This window comes from Pseudanabaena sp. PCC 6802, assembly GCF_000332175.1.
Classification (GTDB): domain Bacteria; phylum Cyanobacteriota; class Cyanobacteriia; order Pseudanabaenales; family Pseudanabaenaceae; genus PCC-6802.
The window spans coordinates 3,430,405-3,450,284 of the sequence record NZ_KB235914.1; the positions used below are offsets into that span (position 1 = coordinate 3,430,405).

Annotated in this window: 17 protein-coding genes; 8 read left to right on the forward strand and 9 right to left on the reverse strand. The window is 48.8% G+C overall.

Annotation, left to right across the window (positions count from 1 at the left end):
• Positions 1 to 207 precede the first annotated feature (207 nt).
• The 3 genes from PSE6802_RS33780 to PSE6802_RS0121725 are packed head-to-tail and all read left to right on the forward strand — an operon-like array spanning position 208 to position 1,847.
• Positions 208 to 363: a hypothetical protein gene (locus PSE6802_RS33780; protein WP_019502143.1), complete on the forward strand. Its 156-nt coding sequence runs from the start codon at positions 208 to 210 to the stop codon at positions 361 to 363.
• Complete coding sequence (locus PSE6802_RS0121720; protein ID WP_019502144.1) at positions 363 to 1,166, forward strand: ATP-binding cassette domain-containing protein; 804 nt, start codon at positions 363 to 365, stop codon at positions 1,164 to 1,166. Before PSE6802_RS33780 ends, PSE6802_RS0121720 begins: the two co-directional genes overlap by 1 nt.
• A 33-nt stretch (positions 1,167 to 1,199) precedes the next feature.
• On the forward strand, positions 1,200 to 1,847 hold the full coding sequence (locus tag PSE6802_RS0121725; RefSeq protein ID WP_019502145.1) for an ABC transporter permease: 648 nt from the start codon (positions 1,200 to 1,202) through the stop codon (positions 1,845 to 1,847).
• Here the strand turns inward: PSE6802_RS0121725 and PSE6802_RS31410 are convergent.
• A complete protein-coding gene (locus PSE6802_RS31410; RefSeq protein ID WP_019502146.1) occupies positions 1,844 to 2,335 on the reverse strand; it encodes a helix-turn-helix domain-containing protein in 492 nt (163 codons plus the stop codon). The genes PSE6802_RS0121725 and PSE6802_RS31410 overlap by 4 nt on opposite strands.
• Positions 2,336 to 2,498: 163 nt before the next feature.
• Positions 2,499 to 3,377: a Sll0314/Alr1548 family TPR repeat-containing protein gene (locus PSE6802_RS0121740; protein ID WP_225902693.1), complete on the reverse strand. Its 879-nt coding sequence runs from the start codon at positions 3,375 to 3,377 to the stop codon at positions 2,499 to 2,501.
• Positions 3,378 to 3,534: 157 nt separating this feature from the next.
• On the opposite strand from PSE6802_RS0121740, the gene PSE6802_RS0121745 reads away from it, so the two are divergent.
• From PSE6802_RS0121745 to PSE6802_RS0121755, 3 genes are all read left to right on the forward strand, one after another.
• Entirely contained in the window at positions 3,535 to 4,173 is a 639-nt protein-coding gene (locus tag PSE6802_RS0121745; protein ID WP_019502149.1) for an ABC transporter ATP-binding protein, read from the forward strand.
• A 72-nt stretch (positions 4,174 to 4,245) separates the two neighbouring features.
• Positions 4,246 to 4,704: a YbjN domain-containing protein gene (locus tag PSE6802_RS0121750; protein WP_019502150.1), complete on the forward strand. Its 459-nt coding sequence runs from the start codon at positions 4,246 to 4,248 to the stop codon at positions 4,702 to 4,704.
• Between the two features lie 25 nt (positions 4,705 to 4,729).
• Positions 4,730 to 5,488: a lipoate--protein ligase family protein gene (locus tag PSE6802_RS0121755; protein ID WP_036945709.1), complete on the forward strand. Its 759-nt coding sequence runs from the start codon at positions 4,730 to 4,732 to the stop codon at positions 5,486 to 5,488.
• 93 nt (positions 5,489 to 5,581) lie between these two features.
• On the opposite strand, the gene PSE6802_RS0121760 is transcribed toward PSE6802_RS0121755, so the two are convergent.
• Positions 5,582 to 6,520 (reverse strand): alpha/beta hydrolase, encoded by a 939-nt coding sequence (locus PSE6802_RS0121760; protein WP_019502152.1) that lies wholly within the window; start codon positions 6,518 to 6,520, stop codon positions 5,582 to 5,584.
• A 153-nt stretch (positions 6,521 to 6,673) separates the two neighbouring features.
• Between PSE6802_RS0121760 and PSE6802_RS0121765 the strand changes: the two genes are divergently transcribed.
• A complete protein-coding gene (locus PSE6802_RS0121765) occupies positions 6,674 to 7,978 on the forward strand; it encodes a cytochrome c biogenesis protein (protein WP_083901774.1) in 1,305 nt (434 codons plus the stop codon).
• Positions 7,979 to 8,008: 30 nt separating this feature from the next.
• Here the strand turns inward: PSE6802_RS0121765 and menE are convergent, their stop codons facing one another.
• The 3 genes from menE to PSE6802_RS0121780 are packed head-to-tail and all read right to left on the reverse strand — an operon-like array spanning position 8,009 to position 10,973.
• Positions 8,009 to 9,499, reverse strand: coding sequence for an o-succinylbenzoate--CoA ligase (gene menE / locus PSE6802_RS0121770; protein ID WP_019502154.1), 1,491 nt, complete (start codon positions 9,497 to 9,499; stop codon positions 8,009 to 8,011).
• Positions 9,500 to 9,517: 18 nt separating this feature from the next.
• A complete protein-coding gene (locus PSE6802_RS0121775; RefSeq protein WP_019502155.1) occupies positions 9,518 to 10,318 on the reverse strand; it encodes an SMI1/KNR4 family protein in 801 nt (266 codons plus the stop codon).
• Positions 10,319 to 10,358: 40 nt separating this feature from the next.
• On the reverse strand, positions 10,359 to 10,973 hold the full coding sequence (locus PSE6802_RS0121780) for a Uma2 family endonuclease (protein ID WP_019502156.1): 615 nt from the start codon (positions 10,971 to 10,973) through the stop codon (positions 10,359 to 10,361).
• A 275-nt stretch (positions 10,974 to 11,248) separates the two neighbouring features.
• On the opposite strand from PSE6802_RS0121780, the gene PSE6802_RS0121785 reads away from it, so the two are divergent.
• Positions 11,249 to 12,346 (forward strand): acyltransferase, encoded by a 1,098-nt coding sequence (locus tag PSE6802_RS0121785; protein WP_019502157.1) that lies wholly within the window; start codon positions 11,249 to 11,251, stop codon positions 12,344 to 12,346.
• On the opposite strand, the gene PSE6802_RS0121790 is transcribed toward PSE6802_RS0121785, so the two are convergent.
• From PSE6802_RS0121790 to PSE6802_RS0121800, 3 genes are all read right to left on the reverse strand, one after another.
• Positions 12,343 to 13,326 carry a tetratricopeptide repeat protein gene (locus PSE6802_RS0121790; RefSeq protein WP_019502158.1) on the reverse strand — a complete coding sequence of 328 codons (984 nt, stop codon included), beginning with the start codon at positions 13,324 to 13,326 and terminating at the stop codon, positions 12,343 to 12,345. The two genes, PSE6802_RS0121785 and PSE6802_RS0121790, sit on opposite strands and share 4 nt — an antisense overlap.
• A gap of 49 nt (positions 13,327 to 13,375) precedes the next feature.
• Positions 13,376 to 15,352 carry an acetate--CoA ligase gene (gene acs, locus PSE6802_RS0121795; protein ID WP_019502159.1) on the reverse strand — a complete coding sequence of 659 codons (1,977 nt, stop codon included), beginning with the start codon at positions 15,350 to 15,352 and terminating at the stop codon, positions 13,376 to 13,378.
• A gap of 516 nt (positions 15,353 to 15,868) precedes the next feature.
• Positions 15,869 to 19,816, reverse strand: coding sequence for a DNA-directed RNA polymerase subunit beta' (locus tag PSE6802_RS0121800; RefSeq protein ID WP_019502160.1), 3,948 nt, complete (start codon positions 19,814 to 19,816; stop codon positions 15,869 to 15,871).
• Positions 19,817 to 19,880 lie beyond the last annotated feature (64 nt).

Here is a 19,880-nt window from a genome sequence, read left to right on the forward strand (position 1 = left end):
CAACGAGAAATTTCTCGGCTGTGGGATTTGCAAAATTAAGCAAAATTTTATCTCGATCTTATATCCTCGATCTATGCTAGGAACAGGAGTGAAGAATCGAGAGCATCTTGAGTTTGCACTGCCATAACCTTACCGATACTACCATTGTTAAAGGGAGGCGCGTAGGTCTGACTGTTATAAAAAATCAGCATAAAATACATAAAACTTATGTCTTCCAAAAAAATAAATCGCACTAACTGGTTTGAGATATTCGGCTACGGCCTGGCGATCGCGATCGGTATAGGCTGGGGCTTGAGTGGAATTATCAATTTACCAAAGCCTCAAGAACAAGTAGCCCCACAGAATACCAAGTCTGATTATTAATGCGATCGCCCTTTAATCAGATCGATCTAAGCGAACCAACTAGAAAAGTTGCGATTCAATTTCGCCATGTTTCCTATGGGGTGAAACAACAGCAAATTCTGCGCAACTTGCATCTGCATGTTTATGAGGGCGAAATGCTGGTTTTGTTGGGGACTAGCGGTTGTGGCAAAACTACGACTTTGAAACTAATCAATCGTTCGATCGAGCCATCGGATGGCGAAGTGATAGTTGAGGGGCGCTCTACGCAACAGTGGCAGCCAATCGCACTCCGCCGTCGCATCGGCTACACGATCCAGGAAACTGGGCTATTTCCCCATTTCAGCGTGGCGCGTAATATTGCACTGGTGCCGACATTAGAAGGCTGGCATCGCGATCGCATTGTCAAGCGCGTGCGCGAATTACTTGAGTTAGTGGGACTAGAACCCCAAAAATTTGCCCAACGCTATCCCCACGAGCTATCGGGCGGGCAGAAGCAACGGGTTGGTGTAGCGCGAGCGCTCGCTGCCGATCCTCCTATCGTGCTGATGGACGAACCATTTGGAGCGCTGGATTTGCTGACGCGATTGGAGATCCAGAAGGAATTTCGCCAACTGCAACAACAACTGGGCAAGACAGTGGTTTTTGTCACCCACGATATCCAGGAAGCATTTTTTCTGGCCGAGCGCATCGGTCTGATGCATGAGGGACAATTAGTAGAGCTAGGTTCTAAACAAGAATTTCTGCGATCGCCCGTTCCAGAAGTACGCGCTTTTGTGCAATGTCTGGAAACACTAAAGCAATCTCTTATATTGCCTGGAGAGTAGAATGATAGTTTATGAGTTGGTGGATGGAGCCTAGTGAACTTTCTAGAATTTTTCTCTCGCTTTGGTGCAGAAATACTCCAACGCAGTTGGGAGCATCTATTTTTAGTTGGGATATCCAGTGGCATGGCAATTCTAATTGGCATACCGCTAGGTATTCTCATTACACGCCAACCTGCTTTGCGGAAAACAGTTATTGGCTTTGCTAATGTCGTACAGACAATTCCTAGTTTGGCATTATTTGGTTTCTTGATTCCCATTCCCTTCATTGGTGGAATTGGTTCGCGCACGGCAATTATTGCTCTATTTCTTTATGCTCTCCTCCCAATTATCCGTAACACATACGTGGGCATCACCAGCGTCGATCCTGCCATTCGCGAAGCAGGCAAGGCGATGGGTATGACTGACTGGCAGCTATTGACGCAAGTGGAAATACCGCTATCCTTGGGAGTAATTCTGGCTGGCGTGCGAGTAGCTGTAGTGATTTCTGTCGGTATTGCTCCCATTGCTGCTGCGATCGGAGCGGGAGGTTTGGGTGAATTTATTTTTAGGGGAGTGGCTGTGGTCGATAATCAACAGATTTTAGCGGGTGCAATTCCGGCTGCGTTGATGGCATTGCTAATCGATCTAGGTTTGGGACAGATCGAACGCCGATTTATCGCTCCTATTTCCAATAAAGTCTAGTGCTCGTCCCGTTTTGCTTTATCCTGCGATCGCGCAATCCGACGCTCCGTGCCATCAACGACAAACTCTAACCCCGGACAGGCTGCCAACACTTGCTTCAGGCGATACGCTCTGCGTTCTGGCAACAGTTGCTCATATCCGAGTGCCTGATTCAACACTCCTGTTAAGCGATGTATCCATTCATGCGCTTGCGCTTGCCCAATCCCAAACAAATATCCTTGCACTGCTTGCGTGGGATACTGCCGAAAGTAAAACAGAATGAACAACAGCTTGTCTTGCGTTTCGAGCAGTTCTGCCTTGCGCCCTCCTCCATATCTGCGCAGGCGATTGTCTCGCTTCTTGTAATGCTGGGTTAGATAGTCTTGCCATGCCCGCTCAAAGCTGACTAGTAATTGCGCAAATTCCGATCTACTCAGTCCGGTTAAGCTCTGTAATATGCGTGGTTTGTTTTGTAATTCTTTGTAGCTCAGCATTGCTTTTGCGACCATTAAGTCAGCAACCTATCTTATCAGCTTCTGACTATTTATTTCCGATTAAGTCTAGTGATAAAAATCGCATCCCCAATCTACAAAACGAAAACTGGCGATCGCTCCCATCTCGATTTCCATCTTGAAATAGCGATCGCCAGAGATTACCACTTTGCCTTAACTACTAGCACTTAGAGTTACTCAGCGATGAGTACTCGCTATTAATCTGTTTGGTTAGCTCGGGTGGGAGTTGCTTTGACTTATCCAGAGCTTGGCGATACTCTTTCTTGGCGGCTTCTACACCGCTACATCCCTTCATCCACAGAATTTGCCCCTTGAGATAACGCAGTTCGGGGTTCTCGGGAGCGGCAGCTAGTGCTTTGTCAACCGCATCAAGTGCTTCTGTGGGCTTTTTAGCATCGCGATATCCCAGAGCGATACCGCGATACTTTAAGTAGTCCGGTGCCGCATTGCGGAGGCTAGATAAAGCTTTTTCCAAATCGGATGGAAAAACAGAGGCAATCAGCATATCCATGTAGCCCTTAATCAGATTCAGTTCCGGATCGTTGGGGTCGATATCCTGGGCGGTTTCGATTTCTTTAAGTAGCTTATCTACCAAGCCCAAGGCTGCGGGCGCACCACTGACCACACCCTGGGAAGTGACTATGTAACCTGCTTCCAGCAGGTAACTCACGCCAGTGTAGAGGTGACCGCGCAGCTTATCAGTGCCCAACAGTTTCTGGGCAGCAGCACGGGTTTTGTTGGTGTAGATCTGCATGCTAGCCAGGTCTTTTTCGATGTAAGCCATCGATGCCCGCATCCCCTGTGCTAAAGGATCGTCAGCCTCATTGCGTAAGGCTTTATTTAATTGTCTAGCAGCAGCATTATAGTCGCCTTGCTTAAACATCAGTTCAAAGGCGGCTTGCGTATCAGACCCGATTGGTTTTGGGTTTCTAGTACGGAAAGGATCGCCGGCTGAGGCGGGTAAGGCGATCGCAGAGGCAAGCAAGGCAGCCAGCAGGGGAGTCGAGACTATTGGCAGAAATCGCTTCATACACTTCATAGAATTTACCTGTTTATACGTTCGGCTAGGGCAATATGTACAGTAGATAGTTTGAGTAGTGATAGGCTGTCTTGAGTCGTGCATACTAAACTAGCCACCCTAGCCTATGCACCCAGTCGCAAGACGCAACCTATTTGTGGGGGTTCCTTTATATTTTATGCTGTCAATTCAAAATCTGATTTACCACCCTCCGGCTACCCCCGAGCCGATTTTAAAAGGAATTTCCCTCGAATTAGCACCGCAGGAGTTGGGGTTAGTTGTCGGTCCTAGCGGTTCGGGTAAAAGTACCCTACTAGAAATTTTAGCTGGTTTTGTGGAGTGGCACAGTGGGGGGATTTATTGGCGCAGTCAAGACTTAACGCCAGATCGCCTGCAACAGTTATGCGGGTTGGTGTTTCAGTTCCCCGAGCGCCATTTCTGCGGCAATACAGTCCTGGAAGAACTGCGGCTGGGGCATATCGACCTGGAGGGCGATCGCCTCGATGCAGCATTGCAAGCGGTTGGTTTAGAGCAGATACCGCTGAGTACGTCTCCAAACTCGCTGAGTGGCGGCCAGCAACGCCGCCTGGCTCTGGCAGTACAGCTAATTCGGCAACCAGCGTTGTTGTTGCTAGACGAACCAACCGCAGGCTTAGATTGGTCGATGCGCCGCCAATTAATCAAATTATTAGAAAAACTTAAGAAAGACTGGACTTTATTAGTAGTCAGCCACGAACCAGAGGAACTGAAGTCTCTGGCAGATCGCAGTTGGCGGATCTCGCATGGCAGCGTTACGCCTTTGGTTGGTAATTCTTAATGTAGGTTTAACATGGGCAAACTGCGGTCTCTGGTATAGAGTTAAATCATGACCCTTTAAGATGAGCAAATTATGACATCCAGCACTGAAACCATGGTAGATACTGGAGCCTCGATTGATTCAGCCAATATTTTCAACCATGCTGAAACAATTCAAACCGTTATTTCCTCGCTAGATACGGAGAAAACCGCCGTAGTTAACCAAACCGGAGATACCTGGAAATTCCAGTACGGCACTGTTGAGGTGATTGTCAATATTACGGGAGAGAGCAACTCAGATATATTTACGGTATTGGCAACCGTACTCACCTACCCGGTAAAGGATGAAGCCAAACTGATGAAGACGTTGTTAGAAAAGAATGCGGCGGAAACCTTTGAGGCAAGGTATGCCATCCAGGGCGATCGCGTCATCGTCATTGCCGCTCGTTCGGTTGAGGACTTATCGCCTAAGGAAATTGCCCGCATTATTAGTATCGTGGCAGCGATCGCCGATGAGAATGACGAGCCTCTGAAGGCGGAATTCGGCGCTTAGGTTCTGTTAAATCCTATCTGAGCCGATGCCAACAAATATCTGGCGACTATTGCCGCAAATTCATGCACCTGGAGCTAGCCAGATGGCTCTGGATAGTTGGTTGCTAGATCGACATTGCCAAGAAGATTTGCCCCAGTCGGTGCTGCGATTTTATCACTGGTCGCCAGGGGCAATTTCTTTGGGCTATCACCAGAGAGAAATTCCCGATCGCTGGCACGATCTAGCGATCGCGTACGGCTTAGATATCGTGCGCCGTCCCAGTGGCGGTCGCGCTGTCTTGCATGGGGGCGATCTAACCTACGCTGTGATTACCAATGTTAATTCTAAAAACCGTCGTGCTGTCTACGCCCATATCAGCGAGTTTTTAGTTAAAGGATTGGCAAGCCTGGGTGTTCGACTCAGTTACGGCCAGCCCAGCTACAACCAGCCCGAACGGGTTTATATTCGCGATCGCAATTGCTTCGCCACCGCTACCAGCGCCGATCTAGTTGCATCCGATGGTCGAAAACTAATTGGTAGCGCCCAGTTATACCGCCATAATTCCGTATTGCAGCACGGGTCGATCGCGATCGCGCCCAACTACGAACTACTCGAACAAATATTTGAATCAAATACCTCTGTGGTGGGCTTAGCGGAGTTGCTCGATGGGACAGCGAACGTAGATGAAAGTGATGTAGAGAATCTGAGCGATCGCTTAATTTCTGCTCTCACCGATGCCGCCGCGCAGCATTTCGATGTTGAGTTTGTGGATATGCTTCCGCCAGCTAAGGGATTAGCGCTTTAATAATGTACCAATCTTGAACCTAGCAATGATGCGTTACGGCTTTCGCCTAACACATCCTACAAATGGTATTTTATTTGCGAGCAAATCCCTAACCTATGCTTTCAGGAGCGCATTCGCGAAGAAATCTAACACGCGCTTAGCATATTCGGCTGGATGCTTTGCTAGCCCTTCGCCATGTCCGACATCTGGAATTTCCCATAGCTGCTTTGGCGCGATCGCGACGGAGTAATACCATCCCACTTGCTGAAGCTCCCGTCCTCGACCAGTTTGTCCAGTTGAAATAAATAAAATTGGATGTTTTGACTGTTGCGATAGGGCGCTGACGACGGACGTAGGTGCTGAGACCTGCAAACGTTGTGCTAAGAACCAATCGGTCATCCGATCGTTCAACCAGTCAGCGATAAAGCGCGGCCATTGACCTGGGTTCTGAGGTGGGAAAAGATCTGCTGAAACTGCGGCACTGGCACCATCTGCCACAATTGCCCGTAGATCGTCAAATTTTGCTGAGGCTCGCAATGCAACCTGCCCTCCCATCGAAAATCCCAAAATCCCAATTCGATCGCGATCGATATCAGGTTGTTGCCGAACATAGGCAAGCATAGTTCCCACATCATCGACCTCCAGCCATCCCCAAGAGCGGTAGTCGCCCGTACTTTCTCCGTGGGCGCGGCGATCGCAGGCAAGTACGCCATAACCCGCCTTCACTAGCATTTTGACGTGCGGCAGCATTGCCAAGCGATTCCCGCCTTCGCCGTGCAGGACGATGATGGCGGCGCGATTGCGAGACGGCATATACCAGCAAGCTAGCTGGACTTTGTCTTGAGTGGTGAGCCGCAGCACCTTATGCGGCAGATTGCGATCTGTTGGTACGGTGCAGCAACCTGGCGATCGCGCCGGCGCAGTAATTTCTGGGATGCGCTTGTAAACATTGATGGCTATACTGGTCAAGCCAATACCTAACAGTCCAAGACTGCCGATCGCAAACCACCATAGGCGCTTGCGCCATCTCCGAACTCGTGTATTTATTGGCATAGCTAACCAGAGGTATCTACAAACGTTTGCCAGTTAATGTTACAGCGATCGCCTGAAAGCAAACTAAGATAGAAATGATTATTTTAGGTGTTAATCGTAGGTAGCGCTGTGACTGAGTTACTGCAAGGTGCAAGAAAATATTGGCGACGGGAAATGCTGCCGTTGCTGGCTAATTTGAAAGTGGCGATCGTGCTTTTGCTTCTAATCGCCTTCTTCAGCATGTCCGGTACGGTAATCGAGCAGGGACAAACGCTGGATTTCTATCGCGAAAACTATCCCGAACACCCAGCTCTGTTTGGATTTCTCACCTATAAAGTTATTTTAGGAATTGGGCTGGATCGAGTTTATGGTAGCTGGTGGTTTTTATCTCTGCTGATCCTCTTTGGTGCCAGTTTAACTGCCTGCACGTTTTATCGACAGTTCCCCATTCTCAAAGCCGCCAAACGATGGAGTTTTTACACCAAGCCACAAAGCTTTTCTAAGCTGGCGATCGCGGTGGAATTAGCAGGGCGATCGCTAAGCGAACTAGAACAACCGCTCAAACAAAAAGGCTATCAAATTTTTCAGGAAAATGAGAAGCTCTATGCTCGTAAAGGCTTAATGGGACGAGTTGGCCCCATTCTCGTCCATGCCAGCATGTTACTGATTCTGGCTGGTTCCATCGGTGGTGCCTTGACTGGATTTATCGCTCAAGAGATGGTGCCCAGTGGCGAAACATTCTCCATCAGCAATATCACGGAAGCAGGTATATGGGCAAAACCACAGATACCCAAGGATTGGTCGGTAAAAGTGAATCGATTTTGGATCGACTACACGCCGAGCGGAGTCATCGATCAATTCTATTCCGATCTATCGGTTTTGGATAAATCTGGGCAAGAAGTAGATCGCCAGACTATTCATGTAAATAAGCCTCTTCGCTATCATGGCGTGACGCTCTATCAAGCCAACTGGGATATCGCAGCGGTGAGATTTACGCTCAATCAAAGCCCAGTTTTGCAGTTGCCCATGTCTAAACTGCAAGCTCGCAGTAACGGCAGCCAGGTGTGGGGAACCTGGATTCCCACCAAGCCCGATCTCAGTGCTGGCGTGACATTGATTACGCCAGATTTGCAAGGTACTTTTCTCATTTATGGCGAGGACGGTCAATTACTTACTACGGTTCGCACCAATGGCAGCACGGAGGTCAATGGCGTAACTCTAACGATTAAGGAAGTAGTGGGTAGTACGGGGCTTCAGATTAAGGCCGATCCCGGTATTCCGATTGTCTATACTGGCTTTGGCTTGCTGATGCTAGGCGTAATGATGAGCTACGTTAGCCATTCTCAAGTGTGGGCACTTCGAGTTGGCAATACTCTCTATGTTGGCGGTAAAACCAACCGTGCCAAGGTTGCCTTTGAATCAGAAATCGTCCAGATTTTGGAGAATTTGCCGAAGCAGGACTTATCTATTGCTACATAAACTTGGCAATATACAAGTTGAAATAGCAGGCTAGAATGTGATGTGAAAAGATTCTCTTACTTTCTGGCGACTAATTTTCCCGGACTCAGTTTTGGGTAGAGCATCTACTAAATACAGAAGGCGCGGCAGTTTGTAGCGAGCGAGTTGATGGGAAGTACAAAATTCTTGCAACTCATTCAGCGCGATCGCCTGCCTGGTGACAGCAACAGCCGTAACTATCTGTCCCCATTCCATATCGTCTGTCCCGATCGCACAAACTTCTACAATCGCTGGATGCATTTGCAAAACCGCTTCTATTTCTGCGGGATAGATATTCTCACCGCCGCTGATAATGAGATCGGTGCGGCGACTGACTACATACAAAAATCCTTCAGAATCGATATAGCCCAAATCCCCTGTGCAAAGCCAGCCAGACTGAATTGTATCTTGAGATTGATGAATGTATCCTTTCATCATATTCGCGCCCCGTACCAGAATTTGCCCGACTTCACCGATCGCGACTTCAGCATGAATATCCTCGATCGCCGTGATTTTAATGCGATCGCACAGCAGAGGCTGTCCCGACGAGCCTGGCTTCCTTGCTAGATCCTTTGGTAATAGAGTCGTCACCTGAGAAGCTGCTTCTGTCAAGCCATAGGTGGGCATAATCGGCAGGTTTAGTTTCAAACATCGCTCGACTAGTAACCGATGGGGAGCCGCCCCGCCGAGTAAAATACCCCGTAGATTTTGCCAATAAGGTAGGGAAGTTGAGAACTCCTCGCAGTCGAGAATGCGCGCCAGCATGGTCGGTACCAGCGAAATCGTAGTTATGGAGTCGGTAGAGATCGCCCGTATAATTGCCTCCGGTTCAAATCTCTGATGCAGAACTACACTCGTTCCTGCGATCGCGCTGCGCCAAACGATCGCTAAACCGCCCACATGATAAAGTGGCAGGCACAACAACCAGCGATCGCTCCTCTCAATGCCCAGGTTAAAAGCGGAGGCAACCGCGCTGTGCCAGTGATTCCCGTAGGTGAGTTGTACGCCTTTAGGATTTCCCGTAGTACCGGAAGTATAGATAATTGACTGAATGGCATCTAGATCGATATCGTTTTGTAGTGGGTAATGGATATTTGTAGTAAATGGATGCTTGAGATCTTCTATGTCGAGCGATCGCCATTTCCGACCTACGCTGTCAGAAGGGATTAGGGTTGCGGTGGTGCGATCGTAAATTAGTAATTCTGCCTGACAGTCTTGCAGTTGCCATGCAATTTCGCGCGGGTTCAGGCGAGTGTTGATTAATGCCGCGATCGCACCTAACCTGGTTAAAGCATGAAGTAGGATTACATAATCCGGACAATTGGACATCAATATGCCTGCGCAGGTGGAGCAAGTAACTCCATGCTGCGCGATCGCGATTGCCATCTCGCTAGCGAGCGCGTCTAACTCTGCATACGTCCATTTCTGCTGGGCAAAATAAAGAGCAGGGCGATCGCCTTTAGTTAAGGCTTGATATGATAACCAATTGGGTATTGATGACATGGATTTAGAAGATTTCCATTAGCCCATATCTTTGAGCATGGTGTACTCCAACGCCATGAAGTCGGGTTGAATTGTAATTTCTTCGTCTGGGGCTAGACTGGAAATATCGATTTGAGAAGATTGTGCGTTGGTATCATAGCGATCGTACTCGATATTTTTGAGATATTCCGGCAATCCCCATTGTTGCAGTTCTTCCCAAGAGAGTTTGTCTCGCGACTCAATATATCCATTCGCGATCGCGTCGTAATGCCCTGCCTCAAGTGCATCTGCATATTGTTCTAAGTATGCCAAATACGATGGGGCAATGACTTGAGACTGACAGGCTTCGGCATCGATCTCGATGACCTGTCCCATAATGCCGCCTTGCGGCGGATCGAAGTCGAGGAAGCGGACGACATCGCCATTTGCATCAGCAAAAGGGAACCACTTGGGCGATCCGATTAGGGGCTTCACCGCTCCCTTAATAAAGATAATGCCATCTTCCACCTGCGACTTCCATTGGGTTGGAGTGTCATCGGTACCGAACAACTCAGCCGCAAGGTCTTTAAGTTGTGCCCAAGCCTCATACGCCTGTTCCAAGGGCATCAACCAAAATCCGTCCGCTAAAACGCCTGGTGGATAGTTATGCTCTTCGCCATCGTGAAGCTGGTAGCTGACTTTCAGAGCTTCTGGCAGCTTCATTTGGATGCGGGATTCAATCGAGGCGATCGCCTCATCGCTAGCAGGCGCGCGCAAATTATCCAAACCTTCAGGGAAATTTTCGCTCAGCCATTTCTCTAGCCGTTGCCATACCGCTTTTGTTCGTTGTGCTTCACTCATATAGATTTGTTGAAATTTTGCTCTAATTTAGCAGTTTTTACTAAATCTGATTCTTAACCCACTGACGGAACGCACCGATTAAGTCTAGATAATCGGCTGTTGTTGCTTGCTCTAAAAAACTCTGAATTTCTAGTAAAGGTAGATTTGGGAACGCTAAACTCTGCGTACAAGCAATATATGCGCGATCGCGTAATTGATAAATCGTAAAAGTTTGACCGTTATAACGCCAGATTTCCGGTACGCCCATATCGGCATAAATAGCGAACCTATTTCTAGAACCACTTGTAATATCAATTTCCACTACTAGATCGGGAGGCGGATCTAAGTCTAGATCCAATCTTTTTTTTCCCTGGATAGCTCTTAAGTTTTTGATGTAAAAGCACTCATCAGGCTCTGCTCCAATAGCTTCTGGCAGTTTGAAAGTGGTCGAGCCAAGCGGGACGATCTTGATTTCTAGTTCCTCAGCTAGAGTTTCTACAAATCTGCCGACTACTTTTTTATAGAACTCATGTTCTGGTAATGGAGCCATAATTTCCAGGTTGCCATGATAGTAAGTAAGGCGCAGTCGGCGATCGCGCAATTCATCGAGCAAAGTTTCATAAGTCTGCCAGCTAATCCCAGATAGCTCAACCTGAGGGAGTGTTTGAGTTGTCATAGAGACTCCAGTTGCCATTCGATCGTAGCTACTCCCTAGTCTACTGCCAAATTTAAACTTTAAGCCCCAAAATCAATTTCTTTAGTAGTAGCGATCGGCTCCTGAATTTATTTCTTAAGGTGGAGATATTGCATAAGTACTTTTGCGCATAATAATTATTACCAACGCATTTGCGAGATCTGGGTGTGAGGAGTGGACGATATACATATGTGCAACAAGCAGTTATCGTGCTTGCAGCTTTTGGTGGCCTGCCGATTTTTTAACGAACTGGTCTTATGAGTCGGCAGTTAACTAATTTACTGCGAGCGATCGCAATTACCTTAGTAGTTGCGATTCATGCCTCTAATAGTTGGTACTTTGGGGCTAATGGGGATGTCTCGCTCGCGCATCTAAATCCGGTGGTTTTCCTAGATACGGCGATCAATCAGGCAGGACGATTTACGGTGCCGCTGTTTGTAATTTTGTCTGGCTTTGGTTTAACCATGTCAGAGACATCGCGCCCTTTTTGTTTTGTGGGATTCTGGCAGCGGCGATCGCTCAGGATTATTCCACCCTACATTTTTTTCTCGCTAGTCAGCATTGCGAGTCAGCCGTTATTCCAATCCGCAAGTTTGCCGGATAAGCTCAACCATCTCTGGCAGGTCAGTCAAGACGGTGCCGCTGACTATCACCTCTACTTCTTGGCAATTATCATCCAATGCTATATTGCCTATCCATTGCTCAGACAGATTCCCTTCTCTACTCGTAATCTTGCCCTGCTTGGCAGTTTTACAATTTGCCTGTTTACATTGCGCTGGTCTGTTTCCCTATTCGATCTATTTCCCGCGATCGCCCCATATCTGTCAGACTCAAATCATTGCATTTTCTGGCTGCCATATTTCCTATTAGGTATGTGGCTGGCGAAAGCTCCCGATTGGTTCGCCAGCCAGGTACGACGGCTAGCCTCCAGGCAATGGGGATGGATATGGGCGATCGCATCTACTATTGAAGTTTCAGAATTCTACTTCGCTGCCCTGAAGATGGGATCTGCGGATGCGGCAGGTCACTACGGACGACCGACCGTGTTGTTAATGACGATCGCTTTTTTATTATGGGCAATGTCCTGGCAGTATCGTCAGCGATCGTGGAGCACTCATCTAAATCTCTCGCACCGTCATAGAGAGATAGCTGCTACTATAATTGGTATCCTGGGAAGTGCAAGTTTTAGTATCTTTTTAACCCATGTCTGGGTATTGCGGCTGATATCTCCCCTGGAGGTAGCTGGCGGTATTGCCTATCTATTCATTGCCGCGATCGCCTCGTGGGGAATAGGTCTTTCGATCTGGCAACGGGTGCGATCGGTCAAGGTCTTGAATCTGATTCTGGGAGCTTAGCCAGCGTTATTGAAATTGCATTTATCATCAGCCCAGGAGCGAAATTCTCCTTGATAGTCTTCGGGAGTATAGGGAGGAGTGGCTTGTTGTGGAGTAATTTTTTTGAGGCAGACCAAGCGATAAATCTCGCGTTTACCATATCTGGAGATTGGATTGAGTTCGTTTTCGTGTTGCTTGCCTTCGATCGCCATTTTCTTGTACCAAAACAAAGCTTGAGGAATATTTGGTGCCGTACCAATCCCTTGCTCGTACATTTCACCAACTTTCTTCCACGTATAGGGGTTATTGCTATCTTGCCACACCTTTAACGCCTCAGCATAACGCTTGGCATCATACAGCGAACTGCCGTAATAATCTGATACTGATGTGTTTTTAGGATTCAAGCTATAAGCCTGTTGGAGATAATTGAGGTGAGCGGTAATATTCCTTGGAATTGATGGGAAAGACACATCGGAATTAGAAGTATTGGGATTACTATAGCGAGCGAACTCCAGCAGAATATCGCTTTTGGCTTTGCCAGCGGACACTTCCAAAGACTTATGCAGCCATTTGGCCGACTCCGTGTAGTCGGCCTTAATGCCCATAAAACCCCAGCGATAGGAATGATACAGGAATTGGATTGCAGGTAGATAATTTAACTCTGCCGCTCGGCGATACCATTTCAACGCCATCGGTCGATCGCTATCCTTCCCTATTCCAAATTCGTACCAATCGTAGGTTTTAGCCAGCCAGTAAGCAGCCACTGGGTCATTGACATCCGCAAGGGGTTGCAGTTTTGCTCGCAGAGCGATCGCCTTTTGAGGATCGAATTTACCAAACTGAAATACCTGCTCGAATGCACGAATCTGAGTAGGTGAGATTTGCGTTTTCAGGGGATAGGCAGTGGCTTGATCGTCAACCGGATAAACAGTTTGAGCAAGACATGGCTGGATAAAGATTATGCCAGCAGCGATCGCGAAAGAAGAGAATAGATGTTTCATAGAATTGCTGTTGTAGGGGCGAACAGCCCGTTCGCCCACTGTTAATCTCCTATGCTCCCTCGCGCAACTTATCGAGAATCGTGCGATCCTCAAGCGTAGAAGTGTCGCTGGTAATTTCTTCGCCAGCCGCCAGCGTACGCAGGAGACGGCGCATAATCTTTCCAGAGCGCGTCTTGGGCAAAGCTTCCGCAAAGCGAATTTCAGCCGGACGGGCGATGATGCCGATTTCCGACACGACATGCTGCTTCAGTTCCTTAGCAAGATCTTCGGTGGGATGCTGTATCCCTTCTAATGTTACGAATGCAACGATCTCTTCGCCCTTGATTTCATCTGGTTTGCCTACTACCGCTGCCTCTGCCACGGCGGGATGCGATACGAGGGCGGATTCAATTTCCATCGTGCCCAGACGGTGACCGGCGACGCTAATCACGTCATCGACGCGACCCATTACCCAGAAGTAGCCGTCATCATCGCGACGCGCTCCATCCCCAGCGAAATAGACGTACTGTCCATCCTTGGGTGGGATATGTTCCCAATAGCTCTTGCGAAAGCGATCGGGATCGCCGTATACAGTACGCATCATCCCTGGCCAGGGATGCTTGACCACTAGATATCCTCCCTCGTTATCGGCTGCGGCATTGCCATTGAGATCGACCACATCGGGAATGATGCCAGGGAAAGGTAGAGTTGCAGAGCCTGGTTTTGTCGGAATCGCACCTGGTAGAGGCGTAATCATAATCCCGCCCGTTTCGGTTTGCCACCAGGTATCGACAATCGGACATCTACTGCCACCAATTACGCGCTGATACCACATCCAGGCTTCGGGATTGATTGGTTCTCCCACCGTTCCCAAGAGTCGCAGCGAAGAGAGGTCGCGGGATTGGGGATGTTGCTCGCCCATTTTAATAAAGGCACGGATTGCCGTCGGTGCGGTGTAAAATATATTCACGCCGTACTTCTGAATTACATCCCAAAAACAGCCAGGGTTAGAAGGTCGCGGCGCGCCCTCGTACATGAGAGAAGTAGCACCATTGGATAGAGGGCCGTAAACGATATAGCTGTGACCTGTAATCCAGCCTACATCGGCGGTACACCAGTAAACATCCGTATCCTGGAGATCGAAAATCCATTTGGTAGTCATGTGGGAATAGAGATTGTAACCACCCGTGGTATGTACGACTCCCTTCGGTTTCCCCGTGCTGCCGCTGGTATAGAGAATGAACAGCATATCTTCGGCATCCATCGGTTCTGCCGGACAGTCTGATGAGACTCCGCGCTGTAATTCGTGCCACCAATGGTCTCGCCCAGGCTGCATGTGGATTTCCTGCTTGCTGCGCTGCACTACCAGTACATTTTGCACAGTGGGAACGGCTCCATCGGCAAGTGCTTTATCTACTTGATCCTTGAGGTGCACGATCGCATCTTTACGCCAACCCCCATCAGCGGTAATTACCAATTTAGCTTTACCATCAACCAGGCGATCGTGCAAAGCCTCGGCACTAAACCCACCAAACACGACACTATGGGGTGCACCAATGCGGGCGCAGGCCAGCATCGCGATCGCTGCCTCGGGAATCATAGGCATGTAAATACCCACAACATCACCCTTCTGGATGCCTAATTGCTTGAGGACATTGGCAAACTGACAGACTTCGCGGTGCAGTTGGGCGTAGGTGAGGGTGCGCGAGTCACCTGGCTCGCCCTCCCAGATTAAAGCAGCTTTGTTGCGCCGCCAGGTCGTGAGGTGGCGATCGAGGCAGTTATAGGTAATGTTGATCTTGCCGCCATCAAACCACTTAGCAAAAGGCGGTTGCCAGTCCAGCACCGTGTGCCATTTTTGAAACCAATGCAGTTCGGTTTCGGCCAATTCAGCCCAAAATTGCTGCGGATCTGACTTGGCCTTAGCATAAATTTGCTGATAGGCTTCTAAGCTTTTGATCTGAGCTTGCTGGGAAAACGCCTCGGAGGGGTAAAATAAACGCTTTTCCTGAAGAATAGATTCAATCGTAGGTTGTGCTTGTACCATAGGACAAAGAGGGGATAATGTATAGCTTTCAGCGGTCAGCTTTTGCAGAGCCTGTGCTGTAAGTGTTCCAGTACTTTAATAGAGGTTAGATTCAGGCGGATGTAATTGCTGACTTGAAAACTGGTGTACTAAATATCCCCTCAACTTGTCACACAACGGCTCAAATGTTAAGGATAAAAATCTTAAATGTGTTACCTATCATCTAAAAGCCATGTATAGCAATCCTATCTGAGTTGTAAAATTTCTTCGCTGACTGCTGACTGCTGACCGCTTAACTTGCACAAATTATTTCGGATTGCTATAGCAGTTTTCACTTGAGAACGGGTTTTATTTTTGGGGTGAAGGGGTTCCACACCTTCACCCCGTTCGATCTCTCGTGTTTACCGTTCAAATTGGTATCAGATCCATAGGTGTTAATCTTGATGAAATTTAATAGGGTGGGCATTGCCCACCCTACAAGTGATTGGGAGTCGTTTTACTCAGGCATTTGCATTACAAGTCCTGACGCTTAGGCATTTATTCGAAGTCATCGTCGTCGCCATCCTCAAATTCATCCTCAAATTCATCTTCATATTCGGCATCATCGTCTACCAACTCATCATCGTAGTCGCCGCTAGGAGGACTGGGGATGGGATAAGTGGGCAGGCTGCGGGCGATGTTGTCGTCGATTACGACATTCTCGTCTTCTTCGTCATAGGCGATCGCCGAGTCATAGGCAGGTTCCATATCGTTGGAGACATTATCGTAGGCATTAAAGCCAGTCCCTGCTGGGATCAGGCGACCGATAATTACGTTCTCCTTCAAACCGCGCAACCAGTCTGATTTACCCTCGATCGCAGCTTCGGTAAGTACTCTAGTGGTTTCTTGGAAACTAGCAGCAGAGATGAAGCTATCGGTGTTCAAACTCGCTTTGGTAATACCCATGAGAATGGGCGTGTATTCGGCGGGGATGCTACCCGTAATTTCCATCGCCTCATTGATTTGTTCCACCTGATGCAGATCTACTAGCTCGCCTGGTAAGCGAGTAGTATCGCCGCCATCGTCAATTCGCACCTTTGAGGTCATCTGTTTGACAACCACCTCAATATGCTTATCGGAAATGTCAACCCCCTGAGATTGATATACTGATTGGACTTCGTTCACTAGAAACTCCTGTACCTGTTGCAGGCTCAGCAGCGCGGATTCTCTCACACCTTTAGTCTCGCGGTGTAATCTAAAGAAGATATCTAGAATATCGTGGGGATTGGCAGGGCCGTCAGTGAGCGGTTCCGCAGCATTCACCATTTGCCCATCGGCTACGATTAAACTTTGGCCGGGGTTAATGGGATAGTCGCTGACATTACCATCTTCCTCTACGATCTTGACTTCAGCATTGTCGTCGGAGTCGTAAACGACCTGGACGCGACCTGCTTTTTGAGCCAGAACGCACATTTCCTTAGGCTTGCGACCCTCTAGTAATTCTTCAATCCGAGGCAAACCCTGGATAATATCCCCGGTTTTGGCTCGTTCAAATACCAGTAGTGCCAGGTTATCGCCCCGTTGCACTAGATCGGAACGATCGATTTGCAACACTGCACCTGGGGAAACTAAGTACGGACGACCGATGCGGATCGTAACATTGCCACTCTCGATCGCTACGACTTGCCCGGATTCGGGTACGGTCACCCCAGAACCTATCGTATCGCCCGAACGCAGCAGATCGTTAACTGCTACATTGGGCTTAGCACAGGGAATTGTCAGGCGATCGGCATCGGTCATGACGAGCACGCGACGTACCAGTTCTGCCCCTTCACGAATACCGCGCACTTCGCCTGCTTGCTTGCAGAGGATTTCGGTGCGCGCCACCACTGCACCTGGCTCGATCTTATCGCCCTCAGAGACGAGAATACGGGTGCGGGTGCTGCCTTGGGTGAGATCGGCTGCAATATCCTGACGAATAACTAGGGATTCCAGAATAACGAGCTGTAAGAGCCAGTTATTCGGATCGGATTTATCAAACTCAATGTCTGCTGCCAGTTGAGGCGCGTCCGTATCAATTTCTAAAATCAATTGCGTCCGCAATAGCTCCAGCCCGTCAATTGACTTGACGCGCTCGCCATCTTTATAAGAGACGCGCTGCACGGCTCTCAAACGAATCGATCTACCCATTTGATTGGTAGACTCCTGGCTGGGTACAGTTGGGCTGTCGGGTACGGCAAATTCCTCGACGGGGCGCAACAGCAAGGCCGATCCTTCTGGGGTTTCCACATATTCAACATAGCGTAGCTCGTTGGCTACAACCCCTGGAATTACTTCCTGGCCGGGATAGGCAAACGTGTCGTGCTTCTGCATGGCTGCTTCCGGGTCATCCACCAGATGTAGATCCCCAGGTTTAATCGCAATTTCCCGTAAAATGTCGTTTTTCTGCGTGACTTCTACTACGCCCGCACTTTGGCAAAAGATGTCTTTCACCACTTCCGTACCAGCTTCGAGATATTGCCCGTCTTCGACCATCAGTAACGAGATATCTTTATTGACCTCGTGAGCTTCTTCGGGTATCCAGAGGAGCGTACCGCCACCGATCACTTCATAGCCTTGCTTGGCTTTGCTACGCTTCGCCACCTCCACGCCGGAATACTTAATGATGCCGCCACTATTGGTGTGATAAGTGTCGTCGATGAGTTCTGCAATTACTTGATTGTTGACTACCTTTGTACCTGGAGCGGCTCTGAGCATGAATCTCTGACCGCCCTGAGCTTCCAGGATATAGTGCTCGCGTCCTTGCGAAACCTCTTCCTCAATCCTGGCTCGATCCAGCACGACAGAAGCAGTAATAATCTCTACTTCGCGGGAGTTACGGGAGTCAGTGGGACTGAGCCGCACCACGCCGCCGTGTTCCGTAATCAATCTGGTTTCAGCCAGGACACCGCCTGCTTCAACGCGATCGCCGTTTCTTACTACGGGTTCAGCACCTGTAGGCAAGTTATAAACTTCACCGGATAGAATCCAGATTAAGCCCCCTCTAGGTGCAATATAGGAGGTATTGCCCTGTCTGTCTTTTTTCTCTTCTGGGACGAGGTTGTCAAAGAGAACTTCACCTGCTAAGTCCGTATTTACATCCTTAGTAGCCTTCTCCGTAGTCTTGCGCGCCGTACGACCAGTCGCAGCAACTTCTGCTAATAACTGGTTCTCAGATACTTTTTGTCCATCTTTCACCAACAAGGTCGAGCCTTGGGTGATGGGAAATGTCTCCTTCTTCCCTTCACTGCCTTCCAGGCTAAATTCGCCATTTGCCTCCACAATAAAGGCATCATCGCCATGACGAGTGCGCATCGGACGCAGGCGCAGCTTTTTCGGCAGCTTGATCGTTCCATTAAAAGCAGCACGGCGCTGCTGCGCTACCTCTCCGGTAAATACACCGCCAGTGTGGAAAGTACGCATGGTTAGCTGGGTACCTGGCTCGCCAATTGATTGGGCCGCAATAATTCCCACCGCTTCACCAATATCTACGATTTTGCCGTGGGCGAGGCTCCAACCATAGCAAGTTTGACAGACGGAACGGGTAGACTCGCAGGTGAGAGCAGAACGCACAGTGACTTCCTCAATTCCTGCTTTGACCACCTTTTTCGCTAGCTCGTCGCTAATCTCCTGGTTGCGTTCCAGGATGACTTCGCCAGTTTGCGGGTCGATCGCTGCCTCGGCAGCAACGCGGCCAAAGAGACGGTCTTCCAGTTTAATTAAGGTGCGATCGCCATCGCGCATGGCTTTAAGCTTAATGCCACGCGAAGTACCGCAGTCCGTCTCGCGAATAATCACATCCTGGGAAACGTCCACCAAGCGCCGCGTTAAGTAACCGGAGTCCGCCGTGCGCAAGGCGGTATCCACCAGACCTTTACGCGCACCGTAGGAAGAAATGATGTATTCAGTAACTGTTAAGCCTTCACGGAAGTTAGTCTTAATGGGCTGGTCGATAATTTGTCCTTGCGGATCTGCCATCAATCCCCGCATACCGACTAACTGACGCACCTGCGAAATATTACCTCTAGCGCCCGAGAACGCCATCATATAAACCGAGTTGAGCGGGTTGCTGCTCTTAAAATTGCGTACCACTTCATCCTTGAGGTTTTCATTCGTCAAGTTCCAAGTGTCGATTACTTTCTGGAACCTCTCTACCTCAGTAATTTCACCACGGGTATAGCGCGACTCCGTCAGTTCGATTTCCTCTTCGGCTGCTGCCAGTAGATTTTTCTTCTCAGGCGGTACTTGTAAATCGTCAACGCTAATGGAAACACCTGCCTGGGTGGCAAATCGAAATCCCAAAGATTTCAATTCATCTGCCATATGGGCGGCACGCGATGTCCCGTAGTGGGTAAAAGCCCAAGCAATCAGTTTCTTAAGTTGCCCCTTATCGACAGTACTGTTGATGAATTTCTTAGGTTGGGGTTTAGGATTAAGTGCTGAACCGTTAACTGTTAGATCTGCCATGGTGTGATTCAGTAGTTAATTGATTGGATATTAGTAATTAATCGATTAGCGATCCGTTATCCTG